Annotated in this window: 15 protein-coding genes and 2 pseudogenes; 10 read left to right on the forward strand and 7 right to left on the reverse strand. The window is 57.4% G+C overall.

Annotated elements, in window-relative coordinates:
- Positions 1-212 precede the first annotated feature (212 nt).
- A complete protein-coding gene (locus ABIA40_RS02645) occupies positions 213-665 on the reverse strand; it encodes an Lrp/AsnC family transcriptional regulator (protein WP_036016017.1) in 453 nt (150 codons plus the stop codon).
- 104 nt (positions 666-769) lie between these two features.
- On the opposite strand from ABIA40_RS02645, the gene ABIA40_RS02650 reads away from it, so the two are divergent.
- On the forward strand, positions 770-1,393 hold the full coding sequence (locus ABIA40_RS02650) for a LysE family translocator (RefSeq protein ID WP_225126462.1): 624 nt from the start codon (positions 770-772) through the stop codon (positions 1,391-1,393).
- Positions 1,394-1,424: 31 nt separating this feature from the next.
- Here the strand turns inward: ABIA40_RS02650 and tnpC are convergent.
- The 3 genes and pseudogenes from tnpC to ABIA40_RS02665 form a co-directional block, all read right to left on the reverse strand.
- Positions 1,425-2,960, reverse strand: a pseudogene (gene tnpC, locus ABIA40_RS02655) (IS66 family transposase).
- A 246-nt stretch (positions 2,961-3,206) separates the two neighbouring features.
- Positions 3,207-3,380: an IS66 family insertion sequence element accessory protein TnpB gene (gene tnpB / locus ABIA40_RS02660; RefSeq protein WP_404538913.1), complete on the reverse strand. Its 174-nt coding sequence runs from the start codon at positions 3,378-3,380 to the stop codon at positions 3,207-3,209.
- Entirely contained in the window at positions 3,377-3,751 is a 375-nt protein-coding gene (locus tag ABIA40_RS02665) for a transposase (RefSeq protein ID WP_240538287.1), read from the reverse strand. The genes tnpB and ABIA40_RS02665 overlap by 4 nt, the downstream gene beginning before the upstream one ends.
- 917 nt (positions 3,752-4,668) lie before the next feature.
- Here ABIA40_RS02665 and ABIA40_RS02670 point away from each other — a divergent pair.
- The 6 genes from ABIA40_RS02670 to ABIA40_RS02695 all read left to right on the forward strand — a co-directional run bounded on the left by ABIA40_RS02670 (position 4,669) and on the right by ABIA40_RS02695 (position 12,628).
- Entirely contained in the window at positions 4,669-7,080 is a 2,412-nt protein-coding gene (locus ABIA40_RS02670; protein ID WP_338129117.1) for a 2-aminoethylphosphonate--pyruvate transaminase, read from the forward strand.
- A gap of 31 nt (positions 7,081-7,111) precedes the next feature.
- The gene (rtxC, locus tag ABIA40_RS02675; RefSeq protein WP_036016014.1) at positions 7,112-8,170 is read left to right on the forward strand and encodes a dhydrorhizobitoxine desaturase; all 1,059 of its coding nucleotides are present in this window, start codon (positions 7,112-7,114) and stop codon (positions 8,168-8,170) included.
- Complete coding sequence (locus ABIA40_RS02680) at positions 8,167-8,985, forward strand: gamma-glutamyl-gamma-aminobutyrate hydrolase family protein (protein WP_036016012.1); 819 nt, start codon at positions 8,167-8,169, stop codon at positions 8,983-8,985. Before rtxC ends, ABIA40_RS02680 begins: the two co-directional genes overlap by 4 nt.
- 162 nt (positions 8,986-9,147) lie before the next feature.
- Positions 9,148-10,017: a DMT family transporter gene (locus ABIA40_RS02685; protein ID WP_225174489.1), complete on the forward strand. Its 870-nt coding sequence runs from the start codon at positions 9,148-9,150 to the stop codon at positions 10,015-10,017.
- Positions 10,014-11,300, forward strand: coding sequence for an ATP-grasp domain-containing protein (locus ABIA40_RS02690; protein ID WP_404538919.1), 1,287 nt, complete (start codon positions 10,014-10,016; stop codon positions 11,298-11,300). The genes ABIA40_RS02685 and ABIA40_RS02690 overlap by 4 nt, the downstream gene beginning before the upstream one ends.
- The gene (locus ABIA40_RS02695; protein WP_404538922.1) at positions 11,300-12,628 is read left to right on the forward strand and encodes a glutamine synthetase family protein; all 1,329 of its coding nucleotides are present in this window, start codon (positions 11,300-11,302) and stop codon (positions 12,626-12,628) included. The genes ABIA40_RS02690 and ABIA40_RS02695 overlap by 1 nt, the downstream gene beginning before the upstream one ends.
- A 1,502-nt stretch (positions 12,629-14,130) precedes the next feature.
- Here the strand turns inward: ABIA40_RS02695 and ABIA40_RS02700 are convergent.
- Positions 14,131-14,414 (reverse strand): annotated as a pseudogene (locus ABIA40_RS02700) (alcohol dehydrogenase catalytic domain-containing protein); the annotation flags it as partial.
- Positions 14,415-15,123: 709 nt separating this feature from the next.
- Here ABIA40_RS02700 and ABIA40_RS02705 point away from each other — a divergent pair.
- On the forward strand, positions 15,124-15,723 hold the full coding sequence (locus ABIA40_RS02705) for a GNAT family N-acetyltransferase (RefSeq protein WP_404538925.1): 600 nt from the start codon (positions 15,124-15,126) through the stop codon (positions 15,721-15,723).
- A gap of 449 nt (positions 15,724-16,172) precedes the next feature.
- Here ABIA40_RS02705 and ABIA40_RS02710 read toward each other — a convergent pair whose 3' ends face one another.
- Complete coding sequence (locus ABIA40_RS02710) at positions 16,173-16,412, reverse strand: hypothetical protein (protein WP_404538928.1); 240 nt, start codon at positions 16,410-16,412, stop codon at positions 16,173-16,175.
- A gap of 1,698 nt (positions 16,413-18,110) precedes the next feature.
- Between ABIA40_RS02710 and ABIA40_RS02715 the strand changes: the two genes are divergently transcribed.
- Positions 18,111-18,281 (forward strand): hypothetical protein, encoded by a 171-nt coding sequence (locus tag ABIA40_RS02715; RefSeq protein WP_210161159.1) that lies wholly within the window; start codon positions 18,111-18,113, stop codon positions 18,279-18,281.
- A 770-nt stretch (positions 18,282-19,051) separates the two neighbouring features.
- Complete coding sequence (locus ABIA40_RS02720; protein WP_036015997.1) at positions 19,052-19,357, forward strand: hypothetical protein; 306 nt, start codon at positions 19,052-19,054, stop codon at positions 19,355-19,357.
- Positions 19,358-20,750: 1,393 nt separating this feature from the next.
- On the opposite strand, the gene ABIA40_RS02725 is transcribed toward ABIA40_RS02720, so the two are convergent.
- Complete coding sequence (locus ABIA40_RS02725) at positions 20,751-20,939, reverse strand: hypothetical protein (RefSeq protein WP_404538933.1); 189 nt, start codon at positions 20,937-20,939, stop codon at positions 20,751-20,753.
- Between the last annotated feature and the right edge of the window lie 70 nt (positions 20,940-21,009).

Here is a 21,009-nt window from a genome sequence, read left to right on the forward strand (position 1 = left end):
TGCTCTGTCGCACGGCCGCTCGGCGAAAGGTACCTACTGATCCTTGCTAAGCGGCCAGCAAGGATCGCTCAATCATCATCAAGTCGAACTCGACCGCAGGCGGCAAAGTCCTCTCGAGTCAACCGCAAGGACCGGATAACAGCAAAGCGATGCAGGAGTGATCTCGCCGGCAACGCGGAGAAGCGTAAGCGGTGTTTTCCTCCCACCTGAGATCAGATCGGGAATGGTCGGCTCGGGATTACACTTTTCATCACCAACGTCGAATTGAGGCGCATGACGTGTGGCAGGGCGAGAAGGCTGTCGTCGTACAGTCTTTGGAATGTAGCTAGGTCCTTGCTGACGACGTGAAGCATGTAATCAGGCTCACCGAAGAGTCGCTGGGCTTGGACTATCTCGGGCACCCCGAGCAGCGCCTTCTCGAACGCCAACACGTTTTCTCTGCTCCCCTCGCGAAGAGTCGCATAAACAATAGCCGCAAACCCAAGGCCCAGCTTCGATGGCTCTACGGAGGCTCTGTAATCCGTTATCACTCCGGCTTCTTCCAGCGCTCTCAATCGACGATGGCAAGGCGAAAGGCTTAAACCGACGCGCTCCGCTAAGTCGGTAGCAGAAATGCGTCCTTCGCGTTGAAGAATAGCAAGTATCTTGCGGTCAATTGCGTCCATGCGAGAGAATATGCCTCAGATCGCTCGTTCATTGCAATAATTTGGGAGCACATTTCGCCAGCGACGCCGTAAAAATCCGCATCTCGCAATCAGAGGTGCATGAGATGGAAATCGGTTTGGTCGCCGCCTTTTGGGCTTTGTCGCTGTCACTTGTCCTGACACCAGGAGCCGATTGGGCTTACGCGATATCGGCAGGCATGAAGGATCGTGCGATAGTGCCTGCCGTGGCTGGAATGTTGCTGGGGTACGTAGCAGTCACGACAGTAGTAGCCGCTGGTGTGGGAGCCATCGTCGCCAGCGTGCCGTCTGTCCTAACTGGGCTTACACTGATCGGCGCGGCCTACTTGCTCTATCTTGGGCTTGCGGTTTCACGGAGCCCGCCCCTTCCGGAAGCAGGTCAACAGCAGACAGGAAGTTGGTATCAGTGGCTGACGCGCGGCTTTGGTATCAGCGGCATCAACCCTAAAGCGCTGCTGCTCTTCCTGGCCATCCTACCGCAGTTCACCAGTCGTCTGTCTACGTGGCCGATATCGGCACAAATCGCCTTGCTGGGCGTAGTTCACATAATCAATTGTGCCGTGATTTACACAGCAGTGTCGGCCACCTCACGTGCTGTCCTTCGAACCAGACCACGCATTGCTCGGCTGGTCGCACAAGCTTCCGGTGTCGCGATGATCACTATCGCAATCGTGCTTATTGTCGAACAGCTATCACAGTTCAGCAGGTGACTGCTCGTTCGATCAGGGCATCCTGCAAACTTTAGCCATTTGTCCGCCGCGAATAGTTCCACGGCATCAGCACGTCGATATGCATCTGCCTGTGCCCGTTTACGATGGCGGTGAGTGTGGAGGACAGGTAGGCGAACGGATCGACGGCATTGAGTTTGCACGTTTCGATGAGTGAGGCGATGGTCGCCCAGTTCTCCGCTCCTGCATCGTGTCCGGCAAAGAGGGCATTCTTCCGGTTCAACGCAATCGGCCTGATGGTGCGCTCAACCGTATTGTTGTCGATCTCGATCCGGCCGTCAGTCAGGAAGACGCAAAGGACATCCCAGTGTTTGGCGATATAGGCCAACGCCTCACCGAGCGGCGACTTGCCCGCGACACGGGCGCGATGATGCGTCAGCCAAACCCTCATGTCCGCGATTAGCGGCGCTGATCGTTCCTGCCGCCCGGCGAGCGAGCTTGTGCGGAACCGCGCAGTTCTGCCTCGATCCGATAGAGTTCACCGATCCGCTTCAAGCCTTCGTCGGCAATCGGCGCTGATCCGGTGCGAGTGATCTCGACCAGTTTACGACAAGCATGCGCCCAACAATAGGCAAGTTGGATGTTCGACCCAACACGATCCGGCGCGATCAGCCGATTATATCCGGCATAACCATCCACCTGAAGGATGCCCGTAAATCCTCGGAATATCCGCTCGGCATGTAGCCCGCCGCGACCGGGTGCATAGGTGAAGGCTATCCCCGGCGGCGCACCTCCGTCCCACGGTCGATCATCACGGGCCAGCGCCCAGAAGTATCCTGTCTTGGTTTTACGAGAACCTGGATCAAGCACCGGCGCACGGGTCTCGTCCATGAAGAGCTTCGTTGACCGCTTCAGGTCCGCAAGCAAGGCATCGAAAACCGGACGCAGTTCGAAAGCTGCCCGACCAACCCAGTCGGCGAGTGTTGAGCGGTCGAGATCAATCCCCTGGCGGTTCATGATCTGGGCCTGGCGGTAGAGCGGCAGATGATCGGCATACTTGGACACCAGCACATGCGCGATGGTCGCCTGGCAATCCTGCATGGATCAATCGTGCAGGTGCTGGAGCCTGCGCTACGCCGTCGGTACAGGCACGGCAGGCGTATTTTGGACGATGAGTAACGATGACACGGAACTGCGCAGGGATGACATCCAGCCGCTCGGATACGTCCTCCCCTATGCAATGCAGGCCACCGCCACAGTTGCAGATCAAGCTCTCCGGCTGGATGATCTCTTCGACACGAGGAAGGTGGGCGGGAAGAGAGCCACGATTGGCGGCGCGAGATTTGGGGCTCGGTTTGCCCGAGGGGCTATCGGCTTCATCTTCGGCATGGATGGCCGCTATGGCGGTTTCCAGGTCTTCCAATGCGAGATCGAATTGCTCGGGATCAGACTTCTCGGACTTGCGCCCAAAGGCAGCCTGCTTGAAGGCGGCGACCAGCTTGTCTAGCCGTTCGATCCGATCATCCTTGCGGACTTCACGCGCTTGAGCTGCGAGCAGCATCGCCTTCAAGGCAGCAATATCGTCCGGCAAATCGGCGGCGTCCAACATGCCGGAAGTTTGTCAAACTCTACCTCTGTTCGCCGTCCGGATTTCTCGCTCGAGTCATCGTGCCGCACCTATTCGATTGCGGTCGGTGCTCTTGCCTCAACGGTACGAACCCGACGCCAGTCGAGCCCGCAAACAGCGCCTCGAACTGGGCAGCCCAAGGGTCATCAGACCGTCCCCGATATCTCGCCAAGTGAACGTGTGCTCCTCCAGCCGCTTGTAGGCCATCACCAGACCGCTGCCATCCCATTAGATCAGCTTCAGGCGGTCCGCTTTGCGGGATCGGAATACGAAGACCGTTCCTGTGAACGGTTCCTTGTGCAGCTCGTTCTTTACCAGCGCCGCTAATCCGTCGTGACCCTTGCGGAAATCGACGGGCTTGGTCGCCACCATGATCCGAACGCGGTTTGATGGAAAGATCATGAGGAACCTGCGCATGCAAGCGCGACAGAGGCGATCCGGGCGGCAGATGCGTCTTCTTCCAGACGGATCGTCACAGAGCCGAAGAGAATCTCGGGGCGGTTGGCTTTCTTGAGCGGCGGCTCCGAAATGGGGGCTCGACGATGACCGCTGCGAACTCCGCCGCGTCCTCGGGTTTGTGGCAGAACCAGCTTGCCCTGCCGCGCCATCGTCCGCCAGGTGGAAAGGTGGTTCGGCTTCAGGCCGTAGCGCTCTGCGACTTCATTCACCAACGCTCCGGGCCGAAGGCTCTCCGAAACGATCTGCGCCTTGATCTCGTCCGGCCAATGCCGATGCGGCTCACGTCCAGACTTTCTGGTCGTGAGAAACTCCAATGTACTCTCCATGGAGAAATTCCCGTTGCTCGTCCATGGATAGGCGATCACAGATCACGGCGGCGAGGACAACGTGGGAGCGGAACATCGGTTACCGTAAACGGGCCGATTAGCCCTCACTGCGGTCCAGCTCGCGCTTGCAGGCGGAATGCTTACGATAGGTCCAAATTGAACTCTCAAACGATTCAACCGCGCTGTGAATCCTCTGTCCTCTGCTGCTTACGTCAGCTTGTCGCCGCCAAATGAGAGTACGTCAGGAAAATTTACGTGAGAAAATCCCCGGAGAGGGTTGAACCGCCCGTAACGTCAAGTTGTACGATCTCCGAAATGGACATCAGCGTCCCAGATCCTCCAACCAGCGACGGAGTGCAAATGTATCAAGTCCAAAGCAACGCATTAGACTCCCGCTGCGAACCACGATCATCGAGTGTGCCAGGCATTGATAATCCGGGCACGTCGTCTCCTGGCTGCATCGCCCGGACAGGCTCACACGTAAATTGTCCGCAGACTGGCGCTTCATAGCTGCAAGAGGGCGATCGCGCTCAAGCTTGCACAGACGTGACAGTGGATGAGAGCGAACGTCGGCGCCGGTTGCGCCCGAGTGCTTAGTGCCAAAGGCTATTTGGGAGGTCTGAAGGGCATCAATGAGGAGCTTTGTGAAACATCGCTCTCCATCCGCGATGAGATATGGAGGTTGTCATCCGACAGCCTTCTCGGGCGCCGACGCGAAACGCGTCCACGATACATGTCGCTTCATTCGAAGCTGTTGATGAGAAACGGGGCGCGCGCCACGGCGCTCCCTGCTGTGCGTACTCCAGGTCATCGACCAATACAATGTTAGGAGGAATGGTTTGACAAGACAGCGGTCTTTGCTGACGCCTGGTCCATTATCGTTATCGCTGGCGGTCAGGAGCCAGATGCAGCTTGATCTCGCGTCTCGCGATGACGAGTTCAAGGAGGTGACCGCCTGCATGAGGCGGCTGATGCTCAACTTGCTGGGAAACGCTGAGGAATATTCGGTGGTGCCTATTCAAGGAGGTGGCTCCTTTGCAATGGAGGCGGCCCTCTCTTCATTTGTGTCCCGAGCCCACAGGCCGCTCGTTTGCGTAAACGGCATCTATGGCGAGCGCATTCTACAAATTTTGCGGCTGTGGGGTGTCGAGGCACTGAAGCTTGTCAAGCGCGCGACCGATCCGTTGGATCCGGAAGAGATCGGCGAGTATCTGAGCCGAAATCCCGGCGTTACGCACCTGTGTTTCGTGCATTGTGAGACGACGACCGGAATCGTCAATCCGCTGCACGAGATCGTGGAGGTGGCGAGGCGAGGTGGCGTAAAGACCATCATCGATGGGATGAGTTCCTTCGGCGCCCTCAATATCGATCTGAGCCAGCGTGGACCTGACGTACTGGTCACATCGAGCAACAAGTGCATAGAAGGGCCGCCGGGAGTTGCGTTTGTCATCGCCTCGCGCGAGCTGCTGGAGAATGCGACTCAAGAACCGAGATCGTTTGTGCTCGATGTGAGAGATCAATGGCGATCGCTCGAGCGCACGGGTGAGTGGCGGTCGACCCCTCCAACCCACGTCGTTCAGGCAACGACAATGGCTTTGAAGATTCTGCACGAGGAAGGCATCGATGCCAGGCGCTTCAGGTACGAGAAGGTCAGAGACGACCTCATCAAGGAACTCGAAGGGATAGTGGCTCCGCTGTTGTCCCCCGAGTTGCAGTCGCCGGTCTGTGTTGCGTTCAGTGCGCCGTCCGGAATAGTGGACCAGCCAGGATTCGATGGGCTGTATCGCCACTTGGCGGCCCATAATCTTTACGTCTACTCGAAGCTGCATCTTGCGACGCGGAGCTTTCGGGTCGGTTGCATTGGGCAAATCCAATCCAGCTGGATTGAGCAGTTGGGATGCGCCTTTCGTACATATTTCCGGTCCGGTCAGGCCCGGTCAGCAAGGCCGGCGTCGGGCCAAGAGGCATATGGGGCGCGCGTAAAGATGCCGGCTCAATCAGCTGGGGACCGGCAGCTGCGGCTTTCCCCCGAGACTGCTGTTCTGCATGCGGGCTATCGACGCGACCCGGTGACAAAAGCCGTCGCAGTGCCGATTTACCAGAATACAGCTTATGAACTCGATGGCGATCTAAATCACATCGCTGACGTCTACAACGTCAAGGCGGATGGGTTCACCTACACGAGGATTATCAATCCGACGACCCGCGCGCTGGAGAAGCGCTACGCCGCTGTCGACATGGGCAGCGACTCGCTCGCCGTTGCGTCAGGTCAAGCGGCGACGTTCCTTGCTATCATCAACCTTTCAAGTGGCGAAGTAGGGGACAATATTGTTGCCTCTCCGTATCTATATGGCAATACCTGGAACCTGCTCCACAACACCTTAAAGCGTTTGGGAATCAGCGTGAGGACAGCAGATCCCCGAAGGCCCGAGACGTTCGAACGTGCCATTGATGATCGCACGATTTGCCTGTTCGGAGAGGTAATTTCGAATCCCTGTCTGATTCCGCTCCCGGTCAAACAGCTGGCGGAAATCGGCCGAAGGTACGGCGTGCCTCTGGTCGTAGACAATACGACCACGCCGCTGGTATGTCGGCCGTCAGACCTGGGCGCCGCAGTTACGACGTACTCTGCAACAAAATATATATCCGGTCATGGCACGACCCTCGGCGGACTAATCGTTGACAGCGGCAAATTTAGCTATCGGGGAGCCTCCCGCTTTCCCTTGTTCAACGGTCCCGACGAAGCGCATGGCGGAATTGTCTGGCACAACGCTGTGCGCGATGTCGATGATCTAGGAAAGAGCGAGTTTCTCCTCAAGGCTCGCATGACCTGGTTGCGCGATACGGGTGCAGCCATCGCCCCGTTTGCGAGCTTTCAACTGATCCAAGGGCTTGAAACGCTGCCGCTTCGCATGAAGCAGCACTGCGCTAATGCCAGGATCGTCGCCGGCGTTCTAAAGGAGCATCCTAAAGTGCGTCGCGTCTTCTACCCGGGGCTCTTTGAGGGCGCCGATCGGGAAATCGTCGATCAGACACTCAACGCCGAATACGGACATGGGGCGATGGTCATGTTCGAAGTGGAAGACGAGCTGGCCGGGCGCAAGTTCATCCAGAACGTTGACTTGATGTATCACGTTTCCAATGTGGGAGATGCCCGCACGCTCGTGACTCATCCTGTCTCGACGACCCACACCACTGTCCCGCGGGAAAAGCGCGAAGCGGCCGGCATATTTGGCGGCTCAATCCGGCTTTGTGTCGGCATCGAAGATGTTAACGACATCTTGCGCGATCTGGACAAGGCGCTTTCCGCAATCTGACAACCTGCAAGGCGATCAGGAAGAGGTTCTCATGAATCAGGCAGACGCTTGGAAACTGAGGTCATCACGCTATGAGGCCGTTCAATTCAGTCGGGAGATCAATAAGCAGCTTTCGGAGCTAAGGCCGGACAACATCACGGGGGCCGCCTACATTGCGAAAGATTACGCTGTCATCACAGCGTGCACGCTTGCGACCGTGTCTGTCTCGTGGTGGTTCTACCCGCTGGCCGTTCTCCTGATCGGTGCCTATCAACGCGGATTGACAACCATCGCTCACGATGCGGCTCACCGCACGCTCGCGAAGAATACGACCTGGAATTATGTGCTGGGCATTCTGTTCGCTTCCTATCCCTTGTTCCAACGCCACTGGGCCTACCGGATCTCACATGTCTACTTGCATCATCCCTATCTCGGCGACCCGGACAAGGATCCCGACCTGAAGTTTTTCCTGGCCAGCGGCGTCTACGATGTGCAGCCTCCAGAGAGATACGCTTTCAACATCATCTGGAAGCCGATCTTCGGCGGCGCGACAGTAGCGTATCTGAAGTATCTTTGGACTAATCGGTTTTCGATCGAGGAGACCGAAGAGCAGAGCCGCTCAGGCATACTTGTCGACAGGTATGGCTTCTATCTGTTCTGGTTCAGCATCCTGGCCGGGTCATATGCTCTTGGTCTGCTCCATATCGTCGTCCTGTTTTGGATCGTGCCCTATCTCACGACGTTTCAGGTTCTCGGCTGGTTTATCGAACTCGCTGAGCACTCACCCATGTGCGAAACAGAGACGCAGAACGTCTATCTCACCAGGAATAGGAAAGGAAGCTTCCTCGAACGAGCCATCCTGGGACAGAATCTGGATGAGTACCACCTTGAGCATCACCTTTCACCCGGCATCCCGTTTTGGCTGTTGCGCAAGGCTCAGAAAATCCGAATGCAGGATCCGAACTACGCGAAGGTCGCCGCCACCTGGGGCGGGCTCTTTGTCAAGGGACCTCAAGGTCAACCTAGCGTCATAACTCAGTTGAAAGAGCGAAATCGACGGCTGTATGAGCAGTCCGTTGCCGGGGTTCGCACGCGAGGCAAGGTGGCGTGAGGTTGCAACAGCCCGAGCGCACCCAAGCCGTTGTCGCCGTCACTTCGAACCGTCTTCTGGTCGATGGTGTGCATCGCGACTGGTTACGGCGCAAGTACGTGCAGGCACTCCATCGTCATGCTGGAGTGGCTTGTGTCATATTGCCGACCGTCGACGCGGAAGATGCTATGGAGGAGGTCGCCCCGGCCATCATGCGCCGGCTCGACGGTCTGGTCTTGACAGGCGATGAATCAAACGTGGACCCCGCAGTCCTGTCAGCGCCCGCATCCTTTGCGGATCCTGATCGGCGGGATGTTGAGCCTGGGATCCTTGACCGTCCCCGGGACAGGCTCTCTGCCGTAGCCATAGAGAGCGCCATCGCCCTCGGAATGCCTATTCTGGGCATCTGCCGTGGGCTTCAGGAACTCAACGTCTATTTCGGCGGAACACTCCGCCCATCGCTTGCGGAGTGGAGCCGAGAAAGCGGCGCCATGCATGCCGAGAAGCCAAATCGTCCCAGGGACCGTCAGTACGATGCCGCGCACTGCGTCAGGATATCATCCTATGGCGCACTGTTTCCAATCGCGCGGACGATCGAAGCGCAAGTCAACTCGCTGCACAATCAAGGCATCGAGGCACTTGCCCCAGCGCTAAGGCGCGAGGCGTGGGCGCCTGACGGTCTGGTCGAGGCAGCTTCAGTGATTGGCGCTCCGACGCTGCAAATCGGTGTGCAATGGCACCCCGAATGGCACGTCTCAACCGACCTCCTCAGCAAGCAACTGTTCAAAGCATTTGGAGAGGCGTGTGTTGGGTACTGCCGGACTAAGAAGGGCTAGAGGCAGATCGTGATTTTGCAAACGAAACGTGGCCCGCGCGAGCCGAAAGGGCAGTCCTCCGAAAACGACGCGCGCGCCTGGGCTTCCGAGAGCTCCGCCCGGCCTCGCGGGCACAAAAAGGGTGGACGATCTACGAGTGGCTTCGCTCTAGGAGTGTTTTTTGTGGCGCTTTATGTCGTTCTGAGCGCGGCAGGGGAGGTTTATGCGGCATCGTATTTTCAGAAAGCGGATGTGTTCGTGGCGCTCCTGCTGTCTTTCGCGGTGGTTTGTATAACGTTCAACTTCTTGGCTCGTCACGAGGGAGGCGAAGCAAGAGCCGGAAAATGGTCGCTCCTGGTCTTCGTCGCACTCAACGTCGTGACGGCGATCAGCTGGATCGGCCTATTTATAGGACTGAAATACGCTGAACCTGCGATCGTGGTCGCTTTCATGGTGGCGTTGGGGCCCGCCGCAACAGTGTGGTTAAACGCCCTGATCAGGCGCAGGGGCGCCCCACCAGCATCCGATATTGTCGTGAGCGCCGCGATTGCGACGATCGGGACTTACATGATTTGGATCTCGGCCAGCGGCAATGCGGGCGTGGAGTGGGGGGCTCGATCGTCCATTGGCATCGTCTTGGCCATCGTGGCCGGCCTATCGCTCGCCCTCACAAATATACTTGTCAAGGTGCTGTTCGACCGTGGGTTTTCCGGCCGACAGGTGCTGGCGCATCGCTTTTATGGAACCATTCTCTTGCTGCTGGGGCTGGTCGACCATTCATCTATCGTGCCGGAGATCTCGCAGCATTGGTTTGCGATCGCAGCAATTGGGCTGTCGACGATCGTTTTACCTTTGCTCTTGATTCAGGAGGGCATTCGCCGCGTAGAGCCCTTCACCGTCAACATGGTCCTGTCCACCGCCCCCATCGTCACCTTCCTGTTCCAGTACTTCGATTCTCGCATCGTGCCTTCGTCACACACGTTCGTTGGAAATGTCCTCATTACGGCTATCGCTGTCAGCAACATCTACTTGCAGTATCGGAGATCCGCATGAAAGAACGGAAATGTGTAGTCGTGGACGCATACTCTACGGGCCGCTACCTACCCGAAGAATTCAAGCGCTATGGAATTGGGACCGTGCATGTGATGTCGGCCGCACAGATTCCACCCATATTCCAAGCGCATTTCAATGCAGATCTGTACGATGAACTCATTCGCCCCGGCGAGCGCATGGGGTATGATGACATCGTTGAATATCATCTTCAGGCTCTCCAGGGCAGAGAATTTGAGTTCGTTATCGCGGGTTGCGAGTCTGGAGTCGAACTCGCCGATTCGTTGTCCGAGCGGCTGGGCTTACCTTCAAACGGGACCGCTCTATCGGCTGCTCGGCGTGACAAAGCACGATTGTCTTGTGCGCTGACCTATGCCGGTGTGCGATCGATCAGACAAGTCGTGTCTGACAATGCTGTAGAGATCGCAAGCTGGAGGAGCGAAGCGAACTTCGACGAGATCGTGATCAAACCTCTGAACAGTACGGGCACCGAGGATGTATTCTTTTGCTCGACAGATGCCGATATTCAGCGTGCTCTAAGCGCGATTGTCGGGAAGACGAACCGTGTCGGAGCATTGAATCGTTTTGCCCTCGGGCAGGAAAAAATAAACGGTCAACAATACACCGTAAACGCCGTCTCGATCCACGGAGATGCCTTCATTACGGAGGCCTGGACCTATGACACCGTTCCTATCGAGGGGGCATCATCGGTCTGCTCACTCGAGAGATTGTTGGACGGCAGCGAACCAATCGTTCAGGAGCTCTCCGACTACCTGAAACGTGCGTTGCAGGCACTTCAGATCCTCGAGGGACCGGCTCATGCCGAGATCATTGTCGATCATCGGGGGCCCGTTCTGGTGGACTTCGGGGCGAGGCTTCAAGGGACTATGTCGGCAAAAGCACGAATGATGGCGTTGGGGCATAACCATATCACGCTGACCGCTTGGCGCTACGCAGATCCCGAGGGCTTTGGGGAGTACATGAGGATGCGCGGGCCGTACAACCGGAAGGCGCACGCACTATGTGTCTCCCTGATCTCCAACAGGGGCGGTGTCGTTGCCGGCTACCCGGGACTCCAAGCAATTCGCAAGCTCCCGAGCTTTGCGGATGCCATTGCATTCGTTCCAATTGGTGAAGAGCTGGTTCCGACCATCGATTTGGCGTCGACACCAGGCATCGTCTATCTCGTGAATAGCGACGTGAATCAGCTTAATGATGACTATCACAAGTTGCGAGCAATGCGGATGGACCAGGTGTTCGAACTGGTGGCGCGGGATAGCCAGTGATGACAACTGAAGCAACCTTGACCGGAGCGAGTCCAGCCCGCGCGGCGATGATCGGCGTAAGCGACTTCGACGGTGTGCTGCGAGGCAAGCACGTCTTAGGTGAAGATCTCTCGGGTCAAGATAAAGTCATCAAGTTCTCTGAAGCGGTGTTGGCGTGGGATTGTTCGGATCGGGTCATTCCGATCAGTTTCACGCAGCAGCCGGTATCAACATTTGGGGATGCTGACCTGCGTATTCTGTCTGCCACCGGCCGTTCGGTGTCTGATGTCGGCAATCAATATCTCTACCTCGCCGAGTTCACGGGCGCACATGAGAACATCTGCCCGCGGGGTGTTCTGCGTAAGGTCCTGAGAAGGGCTGCTGACCTCGGATACAGATGCGCTGTCGGGTTCGAGTTTGAATTCATGTTGTTCAAGGAGAACGCCGATACAATTGAGGATAAGCCGTTCAGCGAATGGGCTCCTTTAACACGGGGCCCGTTCGGCTACTCGATTATGCGCTCCGTTGCTCAACATGAGCTGTTCGATGAGATTTTGGCGCTTTGTGAGAAAGCTAGAATACCTCTCAGCGGACTGCACTTCGAAACGGGACCGGGAGTAGTCGAAGCGTCACTTCGTCATTGTGATGCGTTGGAAGCTGCCGATCGAGCAACCATATTTAAGTCGATGATAAAAGCATGGGCGCAAAGGCGAGGCTTGATGGCTACATTCATGGCCAAGGTTTCCGAGGATTGGCCGGGCCAGTCCGGCCATATTCACATTTCGATGTCCTCGGATGGTCAGAATGCGTTTTACGACAGCAATGCGGTTGGCAACTTCTCAAAGGTTATGAGGCAATTCATCGCCGGACAATTGAACTACATGAACGAGTTTTGTGTGCTCGCTGCGCCGAACTTCAATAGCTACAAGAGGTTGGTGCCTGGCTGCTGGGCACCAATCTGTCCAAGCTGGGGTGTTGACAACCGCTCCTGCGCGGTTCGCGCTATCTCGGGAGAGCCGTCCGTCCATCGTCTGGAATATCGGCTGGCTGGCGCAGACGTGAACCCATATCTTGCGCTCGCATGTGCCATTGGTTCCGGAATATTGGGACTCGAGACAGGTGTGGCACTACCCGCGTCGATCGCCGGTGATGCAAGCGTGGAGATGACTGCGAGACTACCTCAAAGCCTATCAGAGGCAACGTCTCGTTTTGCACAGTCAGCAGCAGCGAACGAGGTTTTCGGAGAAAGGTTTGTTGAAGCATTCTCTTGCTCGCGCCGTTGGGAATGGGACGCCGTTCAAAATCGAGTGACCGACTTTGAACGTCGGAGATACTTCGAGATCATCTAGTTTGTCTTGACAGTTCTGTGCCTCGTTCCTCTCGCAGCCATGTGAAGGGGGCGTGGAGCTGATGAGGTCTGCTGCCAACTGCTCTGTGGCCGCAATTGCGATTGCTTCGATGTGATGCAGGTAAGTTGTGCTAACTTTTTCAAGAAGGAAGGCGAAAGGGGAATAGTTGTCCAGTGGGGCGAAGCCGAAGAGCAGTGACGCGCAACGCTGTAGCCGAACCGCGGAGCCCCGCGCCCGAGACGAGGTTGGGGTAGATCAGTGCTGGCCAGGACGCGCTCCGAGCGGCGCTCTGAATTCCCTGCCGGCGAAGAGGGGCCAATCACTTTTGGTCCTGGATTCATGAGCGCGAGGAATGCTGCGCAGTCTATTTCGCGAAGATGCGTAAAGGATTGTCCCTCAAGCGCCGCACGAGGGTATCGCGCAGAACCGCCCCAGCAGATCTTGGGATGCGCGCGTACAAAGGCTGCAACAATGATCTTGCCTTTATCGGCTTCGAACGGGTGAGCGCATCACGCGAAAGGCCAAAGAACTTTAGGGAAGGCCGTAAGAAAGTACTCCTCCGGTGAGGGCCCCGGTGAGGCCGCCTTCGCTGGATAGCCGATTTGCGATCAAGCAGCGTGAGTGACGCACGCGCGCCAGGACCGGACCGTCGTAGGACGCGATCTATCGGTGAGTTGAATGGTCGTCTCGCCCCTGTCCTTCTGATCGGTCGCCTTGAGCGACGTCTCCGCGGCTGTCCTGATGGGTGCCGTCAAGCTTGGAGAAAATCGTGCCAAGCTAGCGAAGCCTTAAAGACATGGCAGAGCTCGCTCTTGGCGGTGCAGTTGAGTCCAAATGAGCGGGTCGCCACCGACTGCGATATAACCCAGCTCTGCTCCCTCACGTGCCCGCACCTGGACCGTTTACTTCTACAAAAATAACGACAAGAACAGTCAGAAAGGCGACAATCAGCACCCCATGGGGGATAGCTGTATTTGAGCGCGGCGTCTCTGCAGCTAGGAGATTAAAAGGCGGGGCGGCAGGATTGCACATCCCGTACGTCACAAGGGGGAGGTTGAGCCTATCAGCGCCATCGAGGATATTGACTGTCGGGCGTTGGGGCGTGCGGATCATACATCTAAGGCTGGGTTCCAGCCCCGCGGAATTGCCAGGCAGCTTGACGGGCTGGAGGTTGTGCGCCGGTTGACCGGGTGCGGCTAGCGTCGTTTGGCTGTCGTAGGGGCCGCCATTCCTGAAGCTTGGTAGCACCTCTCGGGGACCATTCTGCTCGAATGTCGCCACAGCTTTGACGCTCGAAGGACTTGCGCCAGCGGCAGCACTCGTTGCGTCTGAAAGTTCAGGTGCAAGCAGCATCAAAGCCAGGTGGAACAAGATAAATCGGATCAGCCTCATTAGCATTCCGAGATAGTCGCTGCGGCCTGCGTTCTTTGCGCCAGCCCCTGCTCGTTATCCAGCAATTTACGTGCCTTCAGAAATGCGGGTCCGGCGGCCTAGGCCAGACCGTGCATTGCGATTACATGGCCTTCTCCCGTCACACGCTGGCCGCATGCAAGGCCTTGAACGGCCGAGCCGAGATCACTCTTTCGCCCGCGAACTCGTGGCCCACCACCATGGGCACAGGCACCGTTTTACGAGCCCACTCGTCCCAGCGGAAAATATGAATATCCGTACCGCTAATCCCGGTCTTCTTGACCCTGATCAAGAGATCAGTCGGTCCGATCAGGGGCACGGGTTCGTCGCGTAGACAGAGTCCGGGCTCAGACTTAGCCTTGACGAGCGCCTTCATGTTAGAAACCTTACGCTTTAATTGATGCAGAGCACTGCGATCGCGCGCGTTGCGTAGGCATCAGTGGCGATGGTGCAATCGCGTGCGGCGGCGCGAGCGGAGACAGCAAATTCCATACCAACGTCCGGTGGAATCGCTAAGCGCCCTCTGCAATCGCCCGCGAGGTGGCTTCACGTCTTCGGGAATTGCTTGCCGTGAGATTTTGACACGATATGGGCCGAGCGTTCCTGTGGGCCGAGAAGGCTGTCGGAGAGATTCGTAGGGATCGCCGGCTACGGCGGCTGTTCTGCCCGGCCAGCGATCCGCCCAGCTCAACAGGATCATCCCGCGGCGCGGCTCCCGCACCTCACCGGCAGTTCGCGGGGCTCCGCGGCGGCAGGAGAGCGAAGCATCATTGAAAGCCTCGCGGGGTAAATGCCGAGCGTCTGAAGAGTGAACCATCTCACTCAACGTTGTGCGGATATTTACCTTCGGGTGGCTGTTGCGCATCAGCCAGCCCGGGCTAGCGCTTTCGCAACCGCTAGCTCCCCGACGGCAACCGCGTCCCCGTCCTGTCGCGAAGACGACATTCCACTCCAAGAAGCAAGACGAGCCGCACAATTCTTTGGCCTGGCTTTTGCTACCGCAGTTTTTTGGCCACGCGGTCGGTGCATTCAAAGCGCTAGATCGGTAGGACCACAGTTCGGCACTGGCAGCGCAAGGAGGCACTATGCAATCCGCCGATGGGGATGCACTATCGATCAAGACTATCGATCTTCAGGACCACTCGAGAGTCCTTGCGATCCTAACAACCGCATTTACGATGTGTCCTTTGTTGAGGTGGCTGTACCCTGAACCGCGGGAGTACCTGCAGCATTTTAATGGACTTATTAAGCATCACTGCGGCAGTCCATATTCGAGCGGCGCATACCTTAACGACGGCGACAAGGGGGCCATCTTATGGGACACAGCTGGCGAAAAGCGCGACAACACCAGCATGATGGAATTCCTTCTAAAGAGCGTTCCTGCGCACTGGCGTTCCGAAACCGAAAGACTTTTTGAAACGTTCGGTAAGTACCATCCGCATCAGCCGCATTGGTATGTCACTATGGTAGCCATTGATCCCATACATCAGCGATCAGGGCTCGCAGGACATCTTCTTCGGCACGCAACCGAGATCTCAGATGCCGCGCAGAGACCTGTGCACTTGGAGGCGACCAGTCCGCACGCGATGCGACTTTATGCTCAACAAGGTTGGAGTGTTTTGACGGAAGTCAAGGTCGGCGGTTCTCCACCGTTCTTTCCCATGTTACGCGAACCAAAAGCGTGATCGCTTGAAATGTTCGCAGGGGCCTCTTGATGCTTGATCAACAACACCAAAGACGCATTGATGATCAATTTGAGACTATGAAGGCAGCGAACGGATCACTCCTTGGTTATCCCTTCGCTAAAGGATTCAGCTACGAGTCGTTGTGGCGTTTCATGACTGCGTTAAGATTGGCGAATTACGCCCCTTGATATGATGCAGCCGTGAGCAGACGATGCGAAAGAGTGGACGCGCGTGATTTCAACCCGCTCAATCCTAGTGGGCGTGAGGCTTACAAAAACGGGGGGCAAAGGCGGCAACCGGACAGGCGGCCAATAGAACTTCAACCAGCCTTCCGGACGAGGCGTCTGGCGGCATCATCGCTTCAGTCGCCCGTTTAAGTCAACGGCAGATGGCTAGAGCGTGAGGACGAGCCAGGCCGGCGCAGCCCAAGCGAGGCGACCTCATTCGGTTCACCTGATGGTACCGAGACCGTCTTTCACCGTGAGTGTGCCGTGGCAAGCAATATGGTACTTGCGCCCAACAACAGGCATCTCGTCTGCCTGGGAGAATGACGGCACGTTGATCGAGAGTTCTTTTACGAGAACTTCCTCATATCCGCCATCTCTCTCCATGATCACGCGCCATCTCCATTCGCCGCCCGGGCTTTCATCGGCCATTGTGTTGTAGCGGAGGCGAATCAAAGTACTCATTTGAAGTGCCCATCGAGATCATCTCCGACCCGAGAGGTCGAAGGAAGCCATTGCCTTGTCCCAAACGAGGGCGAACAAGTCGTCAAGCCCAGGAAGCCTCTCCGCTGCCAGCGCCCTCTTTCGGCTTTTCAATTTAGCTGCTCGAAGCGCCTGTCCAATACATACAAACGTTTGTGCGGACCGACTTCGGTAGATCGCTCCAAAAGAAGCGCGCATCCCTGCAATCTGGCAGTTCTCATCGTGGCCTGCACGCGGGGTTGCCAGCGTAGCGAACTTTGCGGCCGCGTCCAGAAACCACCAATGCGATGCGTCATGATCGCGTCCTGGGACTCGCCGCGCCTGATATGGCCCTCACATACTGGACACGCACGGGAGCTGCCACAAGTCCGGGCGCCAGTCCTGGGAACACTTTTCATTCTCGCCGCCAAAACCTGGCTCGTCCGGGTCAATTTGCGTCAAGTCCGGCAGACGCTCTCGATGTTCCCAGTGGCGCTATCATCGTTGCCGTTCCGTGTGCCGAGGCGTGCTCCATCGAAACCGAACAGGGCCCGCCTGTGGCCATTGCTCCGAGCCCGAATTGGCATCCGATTTCACTCATTTCGAGAACAATAGGCTATAACCGGCAGCCTTAAAGGGCAGGACAACGGAGTTGGGCTGCTCGATCCGGACGCACAGTCATAACCTGACGCTCCTACCGCCGATAGGCTACACGAACGCGTACTGGCACCAACCCGAAGCGAACTACGGCAACAATCAGACCAGGCTCAATCTGCTCCTGGGGCCCTTTCCCTACGCCATCCCTGCAGGTTGCTTCCGCGGCCGAGTGAATCGCGACAAGAAGGGAAATAAGAATCGTTGGGGACGTTTTCGCGTCGAGAAAAGTGGCTCCGCCCGGAGGGAGGCACACCGAGCGCCACCGATGAGGAATGGAGCACTGAAGAGGGGTGACGTGATCCTTCTTCGTCGATCGGCTGCTCGCAGAGGCGCGTCGTAAGCGAAAGCCTGCGAACGGGATCGTTCTGCCGGAATACGCGCTCGACTGGAGCACGCATGATGCTCTGGTCAGGCACGTCCGCGATCACCATCCTTCGATTGAGTTCGTGATCTCGGGTGCGTCGAGGGACTGTAACGGCCTTCTCGGCAACTTCGTTGTGGTCTCGACTCCTATACCAACAGCTTCGGCGAGAGAGTTGCGGCAACTCATTCCAGGTGCAAGCATCATCGTTGGCAGCTCGACAGCCAGCAGATCGAGTCCTACAGCTTACAAGACGAGCTGTCCACGAAATGGGTGTGCTGGGAATATCTGGAAATCGGCCATCGCATCATCCACATCGACGTTTTCCGCAACCGGTCCGCTTTGACAGCCGTGATCTGTGGAAGACTTTGCTCGCGTCCACCCTGCGCTGTCGTGATCCCTCGGGCCCAATCTCGTGTGTGCGCTCCTCACGGACGGCCCCCAACTCGCTTTCCGCTGGCCAGGATCTTACGCTGCGAGCCTCACGGATGATCCCGGCTCGTCGGTGTTGACTATAACCTGCGCAGCGCTCATCGACCGCTCGAACGCCTCCGGGAAAGCTGCGGGTTTGAAGCGGGGGCCGCGGAGCATCGCGCTGTGGCGTCATCACCTCCGCATGGGAAGCGCTGCGCCTCCAATCAAGGAACGCACCAGTTCACGTTGCGGCCGAACCAACAGGCCTGATGCTGCAGCTCGACAGTAAGCCCGCTCCCGAAACGACGATCGACGGCCGAGCCAATTCCGACACCACGGCTTGGTATTATCTGAGCGAGGAAGCTATCGCGATTCCTCGGCAAAGAAATAAAACGGGAAGGCTGGAACTGGATCGTCGACGGCGTGAAGTAAGCGGTTAAGCTGCACGGCGTATATCGGCCGACCAGGACCAGGACCAGGACCAGGACCTGGATCCATGAGCCTGAGTATTGCTGGAGTCTCGCGCGGGCGACAGGTTGGTCTCGAGAACTTACCACCGCCGACCTGGAGATGATGAACCTGACCGGCGACAGCAACGCATTCTCGGAGGCCCTCGACCCGAAGCGAAGCGCATCTTGGCGGAGGCTGCTGGCGAAGAGCAGTCGCGCAGACCGATCGATGGTCCCGCCTCGTTTGTTGGAGGGAATAACCGACGGCAAAGTCCTGCTGATTTCTGCATTCTTGTTCTTCCTGGTCTGCGAAAGTTCTGGAACGGTCTTCTGGCTTCCTCAGACCATTGCCTCGTATTGCGGGACCTGACTGCGCTGGAGTCGGCCTCCCTTCGTGATGCCTTATGCGCTAGGTGGAATGGTCATGGTCGTCTGGAGGCGCATTCCGGCGGAAAGCGGGAACGGGCCAGGGACGGCCGGCTTCGGACGGCTGAGCAGCACACCGCGGCGGAGCCGCCGAGAGCACTGTCCCCTGAAAGCAGACGTTTTGTTGAGTGTGAACCGCACGCTAACAACGGCAACTTTTCTAAAAGACGAACAAAGCCTGGTGTCAATACGTCCTATCTAACACGGATTAGGGCTTGCCGCTTTTTCCTGGTCCGTTGTAGAATCTTCTTCGTGTGAGGATTTCGAAGGGAATAGCTTCCGTTCAGCTCCGGATTAAGCAAATTCATTTGAAGGATTCTGTGGGGGACATTGCGATGGCTAAGCCTTCCGTTTCCCGTGACGCCTTTCGTAGCTTGTTCGCCTTTTATGCGGCCAAGGCCCACCATGATCATAACGGTGTCGCCGAAGCCCGGCTCCTGAAGCTATTTGGATCGAGCGACCACATCCCGGACGGGCTGCTGGAGTTGTGGTCGTCACGGACCGAGCTGATTGGCCCTGAGGCCGTTGGCAACATAATGTCACCACTGGCTCATCAGATCCTGGACGACGGCGCACAATACAACCACGCCAGCGACTTCCTGCATCGATTGTTGCGAGAGTTGGACCGAGACGGCCATTAACCGCAACTACGAGATTGGTTGGATCGCTTTTCTGGGTAATCGGGCGTCATCGTTCGGCCGCGCAATGAGTACACGCCCAAACTCGGCGGCGTGGCGGACCCTCTAATCAGGACAAGCGGTCGCTTCGATCTTCATTCGACGTTGCACTTGGGAAGACGGCAACGAGCCGATCCCCTTCCCAAAGCTCAACGTCGTGCTCGCCATACATTTGCTCGGCCCGACATCTCGCAGCCTTCTCGTCGACGCAGTCGAGTTTCGCGGCGCATATCACTCGCCTGCTGCTGTCCACCACGAGCACCCTGTACCGCATGATGACAGTCCCATCCCAAAGGAGCCTGTCATCCTAGTCGAATGTTCGTGTAAAGCAGCGCCAAAGTAAGCGCAGACGCGCGGAACCTTTGTACGTGTGGCCACTCGGCTATACCGTCGCCTGGACTCGTCCGTCACACCGGCGCGTCAGGTATCCTGCCCAGTGTAGCGCGCTTCAGCACAAGCGGCGAGCCGGACGGCAACTTGGTTCGGCGCACTGCTGATGATGCTGGGGATGCTCTCCATCTTAAGCCCGAGCCGCTCGCTTCGGCACGCGGTGAGATTGCGATGCCACCGGTGCCGAATATTTCGCGACGTAATATCTGACCTCGCTGCAAGATATGCGAGTTGTGGGCCTGTGGTGACGCGAAGCGAAGGCTTCGGACCCCAGCGGCATCAGCAGCAACGCAACAATGGCCGCCGCGCGTACAATCATTCCCCCGCCCCATTCTGTCTGCTTCGTACAGAGAGCGGGTCTGAGTCGCCCACGCGGCGCAAATTAAGAATCGCGCACTGGTCAAAGTGCCGGGAAACTGTTGCTCCAATGCTTCGGTGTTCCGGCCAATGGCTGCAGACGGCAGCTGCTCGTGAAGCGACCTGACCCGGCTTCGTATCAATGTCGAAGCGGGGACGGGCGATCGTTGCATTGAACGGTAGCTATCACCGCCGAACAACTCTTCTCCGCGCGGCCTTCTGGATACGCCGACCAATCCTTCTCGCGTTAGCGGCTCGCAGGCGTCGCCGGAGCGCCTGCAGTTCGCCAAATAGTGCGATAAGCCCCTCGACCCGTTGACGCAGAATAGCCGAATAGTTGTAAACTTGACCTCGGTTACTCATTACTGCCTCGAACAATCACTATTGAAACAATATGCAGGCGAGAACGGGAAGAGTATGCAATCGGAGGTAGGATCGTACAAGCTAAAAAAGAGGGCAGTGTAAACGTGGAAGGACCCGTTGACACCAGAGGGGTCGTCGTTGCGGGTCACTTCGTTCGAAAGTCGGTCGACTTGGGCCAGGTTGCGGGTCTGATGCCGCAGCACAAGGTTGGACACCTTTTGTCGGTTCAGGTGGGGTGCTTACTTCCTTACTGATTGGCCGGGTGCCCGCTCAAGAGGCGAGGCTTGCCCAGCCCCATGGTCGGGGAGGGAGCCTCGCCCCCAGCTGTGGTGCTCCCAACCCGCTCAAACGTCGTGACGAATGCCGCGAAGGCGGCGACGATCACGGCAATCGCGAACAACAGGATCACAGCGTCGGGATTTCGCTCAGTACTCATGAGCAACTCCACTCAGGCGGCCTGGCAGCTGAGCAGCCCCGAACTAAGTTCCGCATCGCGGCGTATCAGC

The organism is Bradyrhizobium sp. USDA 223 (genome assembly GCF_044909005.1).
In the GTDB taxonomy this organism is placed as follows: domain Bacteria; phylum Pseudomonadota; class Alphaproteobacteria; order Rhizobiales; family Xanthobacteraceae; genus Bradyrhizobium; species Bradyrhizobium yuanmingense.

Excerpts from the sequence above, each read along its gene's own strand:
- ABIA40_RS02645 (WP_036016017.1), bottom strand. The coding sequence starts at position 665 with ATGGACGCAATTGACCGCAAGATACTTGCTATTCTTCAACGCGAAGGA.
- ABIA40_RS02650 (WP_225126462.1), top strand. The coding sequence starts at position 770 with ATGGAAATCGGTTTGGTCGCCGCCTTTTGGGCTTTGTCGCTGTCACTT.
- tnpB (WP_404538913.1), bottom strand. The coding sequence starts at position 3,380 with ATGATCTTTCCATCAAACCGCGTTCGGATCATGGTGGCGACCAAGCCC.
- ABIA40_RS02670 (WP_338129117.1), top strand. The coding sequence starts at position 4,669 with ATGCAGCTTGATCTCGCGTCTCGCGATGACGAGTTCAAGGAGGTGACC.
- rtxC (WP_036016014.1), top strand. The coding sequence starts at position 7,112 with ATGAATCAGGCAGACGCTTGGAAACTGAGGTCATCACGCTATGAGGCC.
- ABIA40_RS02690 (WP_404538919.1), top strand. The coding sequence starts at position 10,014 with ATGAAAGAACGGAAATGTGTAGTCGTGGACGCATACTCTACGGGCCGC.
- ABIA40_RS02695 (WP_404538922.1), top strand. The coding sequence starts at position 11,300 with ATGACAACTGAAGCAACCTTGACCGGAGCGAGTCCAGCCCGCGCGGCG.
- ABIA40_RS02705 (WP_404538925.1), top strand. The coding sequence starts at position 15,124 with ATGCAATCCGCCGATGGGGATGCACTATCGATCAAGACTATCGATCTT.
- ABIA40_RS02710 (WP_404538928.1), bottom strand. The coding sequence starts at position 16,412 with ATGAGTACTTTGATTCGCCTCCGCTACAACACAATGGCCGATGAAAGC.
- ABIA40_RS02715 (WP_210161159.1), top strand. The coding sequence starts at position 18,111 with ATGCTGCAGCTCGACAGTAAGCCCGCTCCCGAAACGACGATCGACGGC.
- ABIA40_RS02720 (WP_036015997.1), top strand. The coding sequence starts at position 19,052 with ATGGCTAAGCCTTCCGTTTCCCGTGACGCCTTTCGTAGCTTGTTCGCC.
- ABIA40_RS02725 (WP_404538933.1), bottom strand. The coding sequence starts at position 20,939 with ATGAGTACTGAGCGAAATCCCGACGCTGTGATCCTGTTGTTCGCGATT.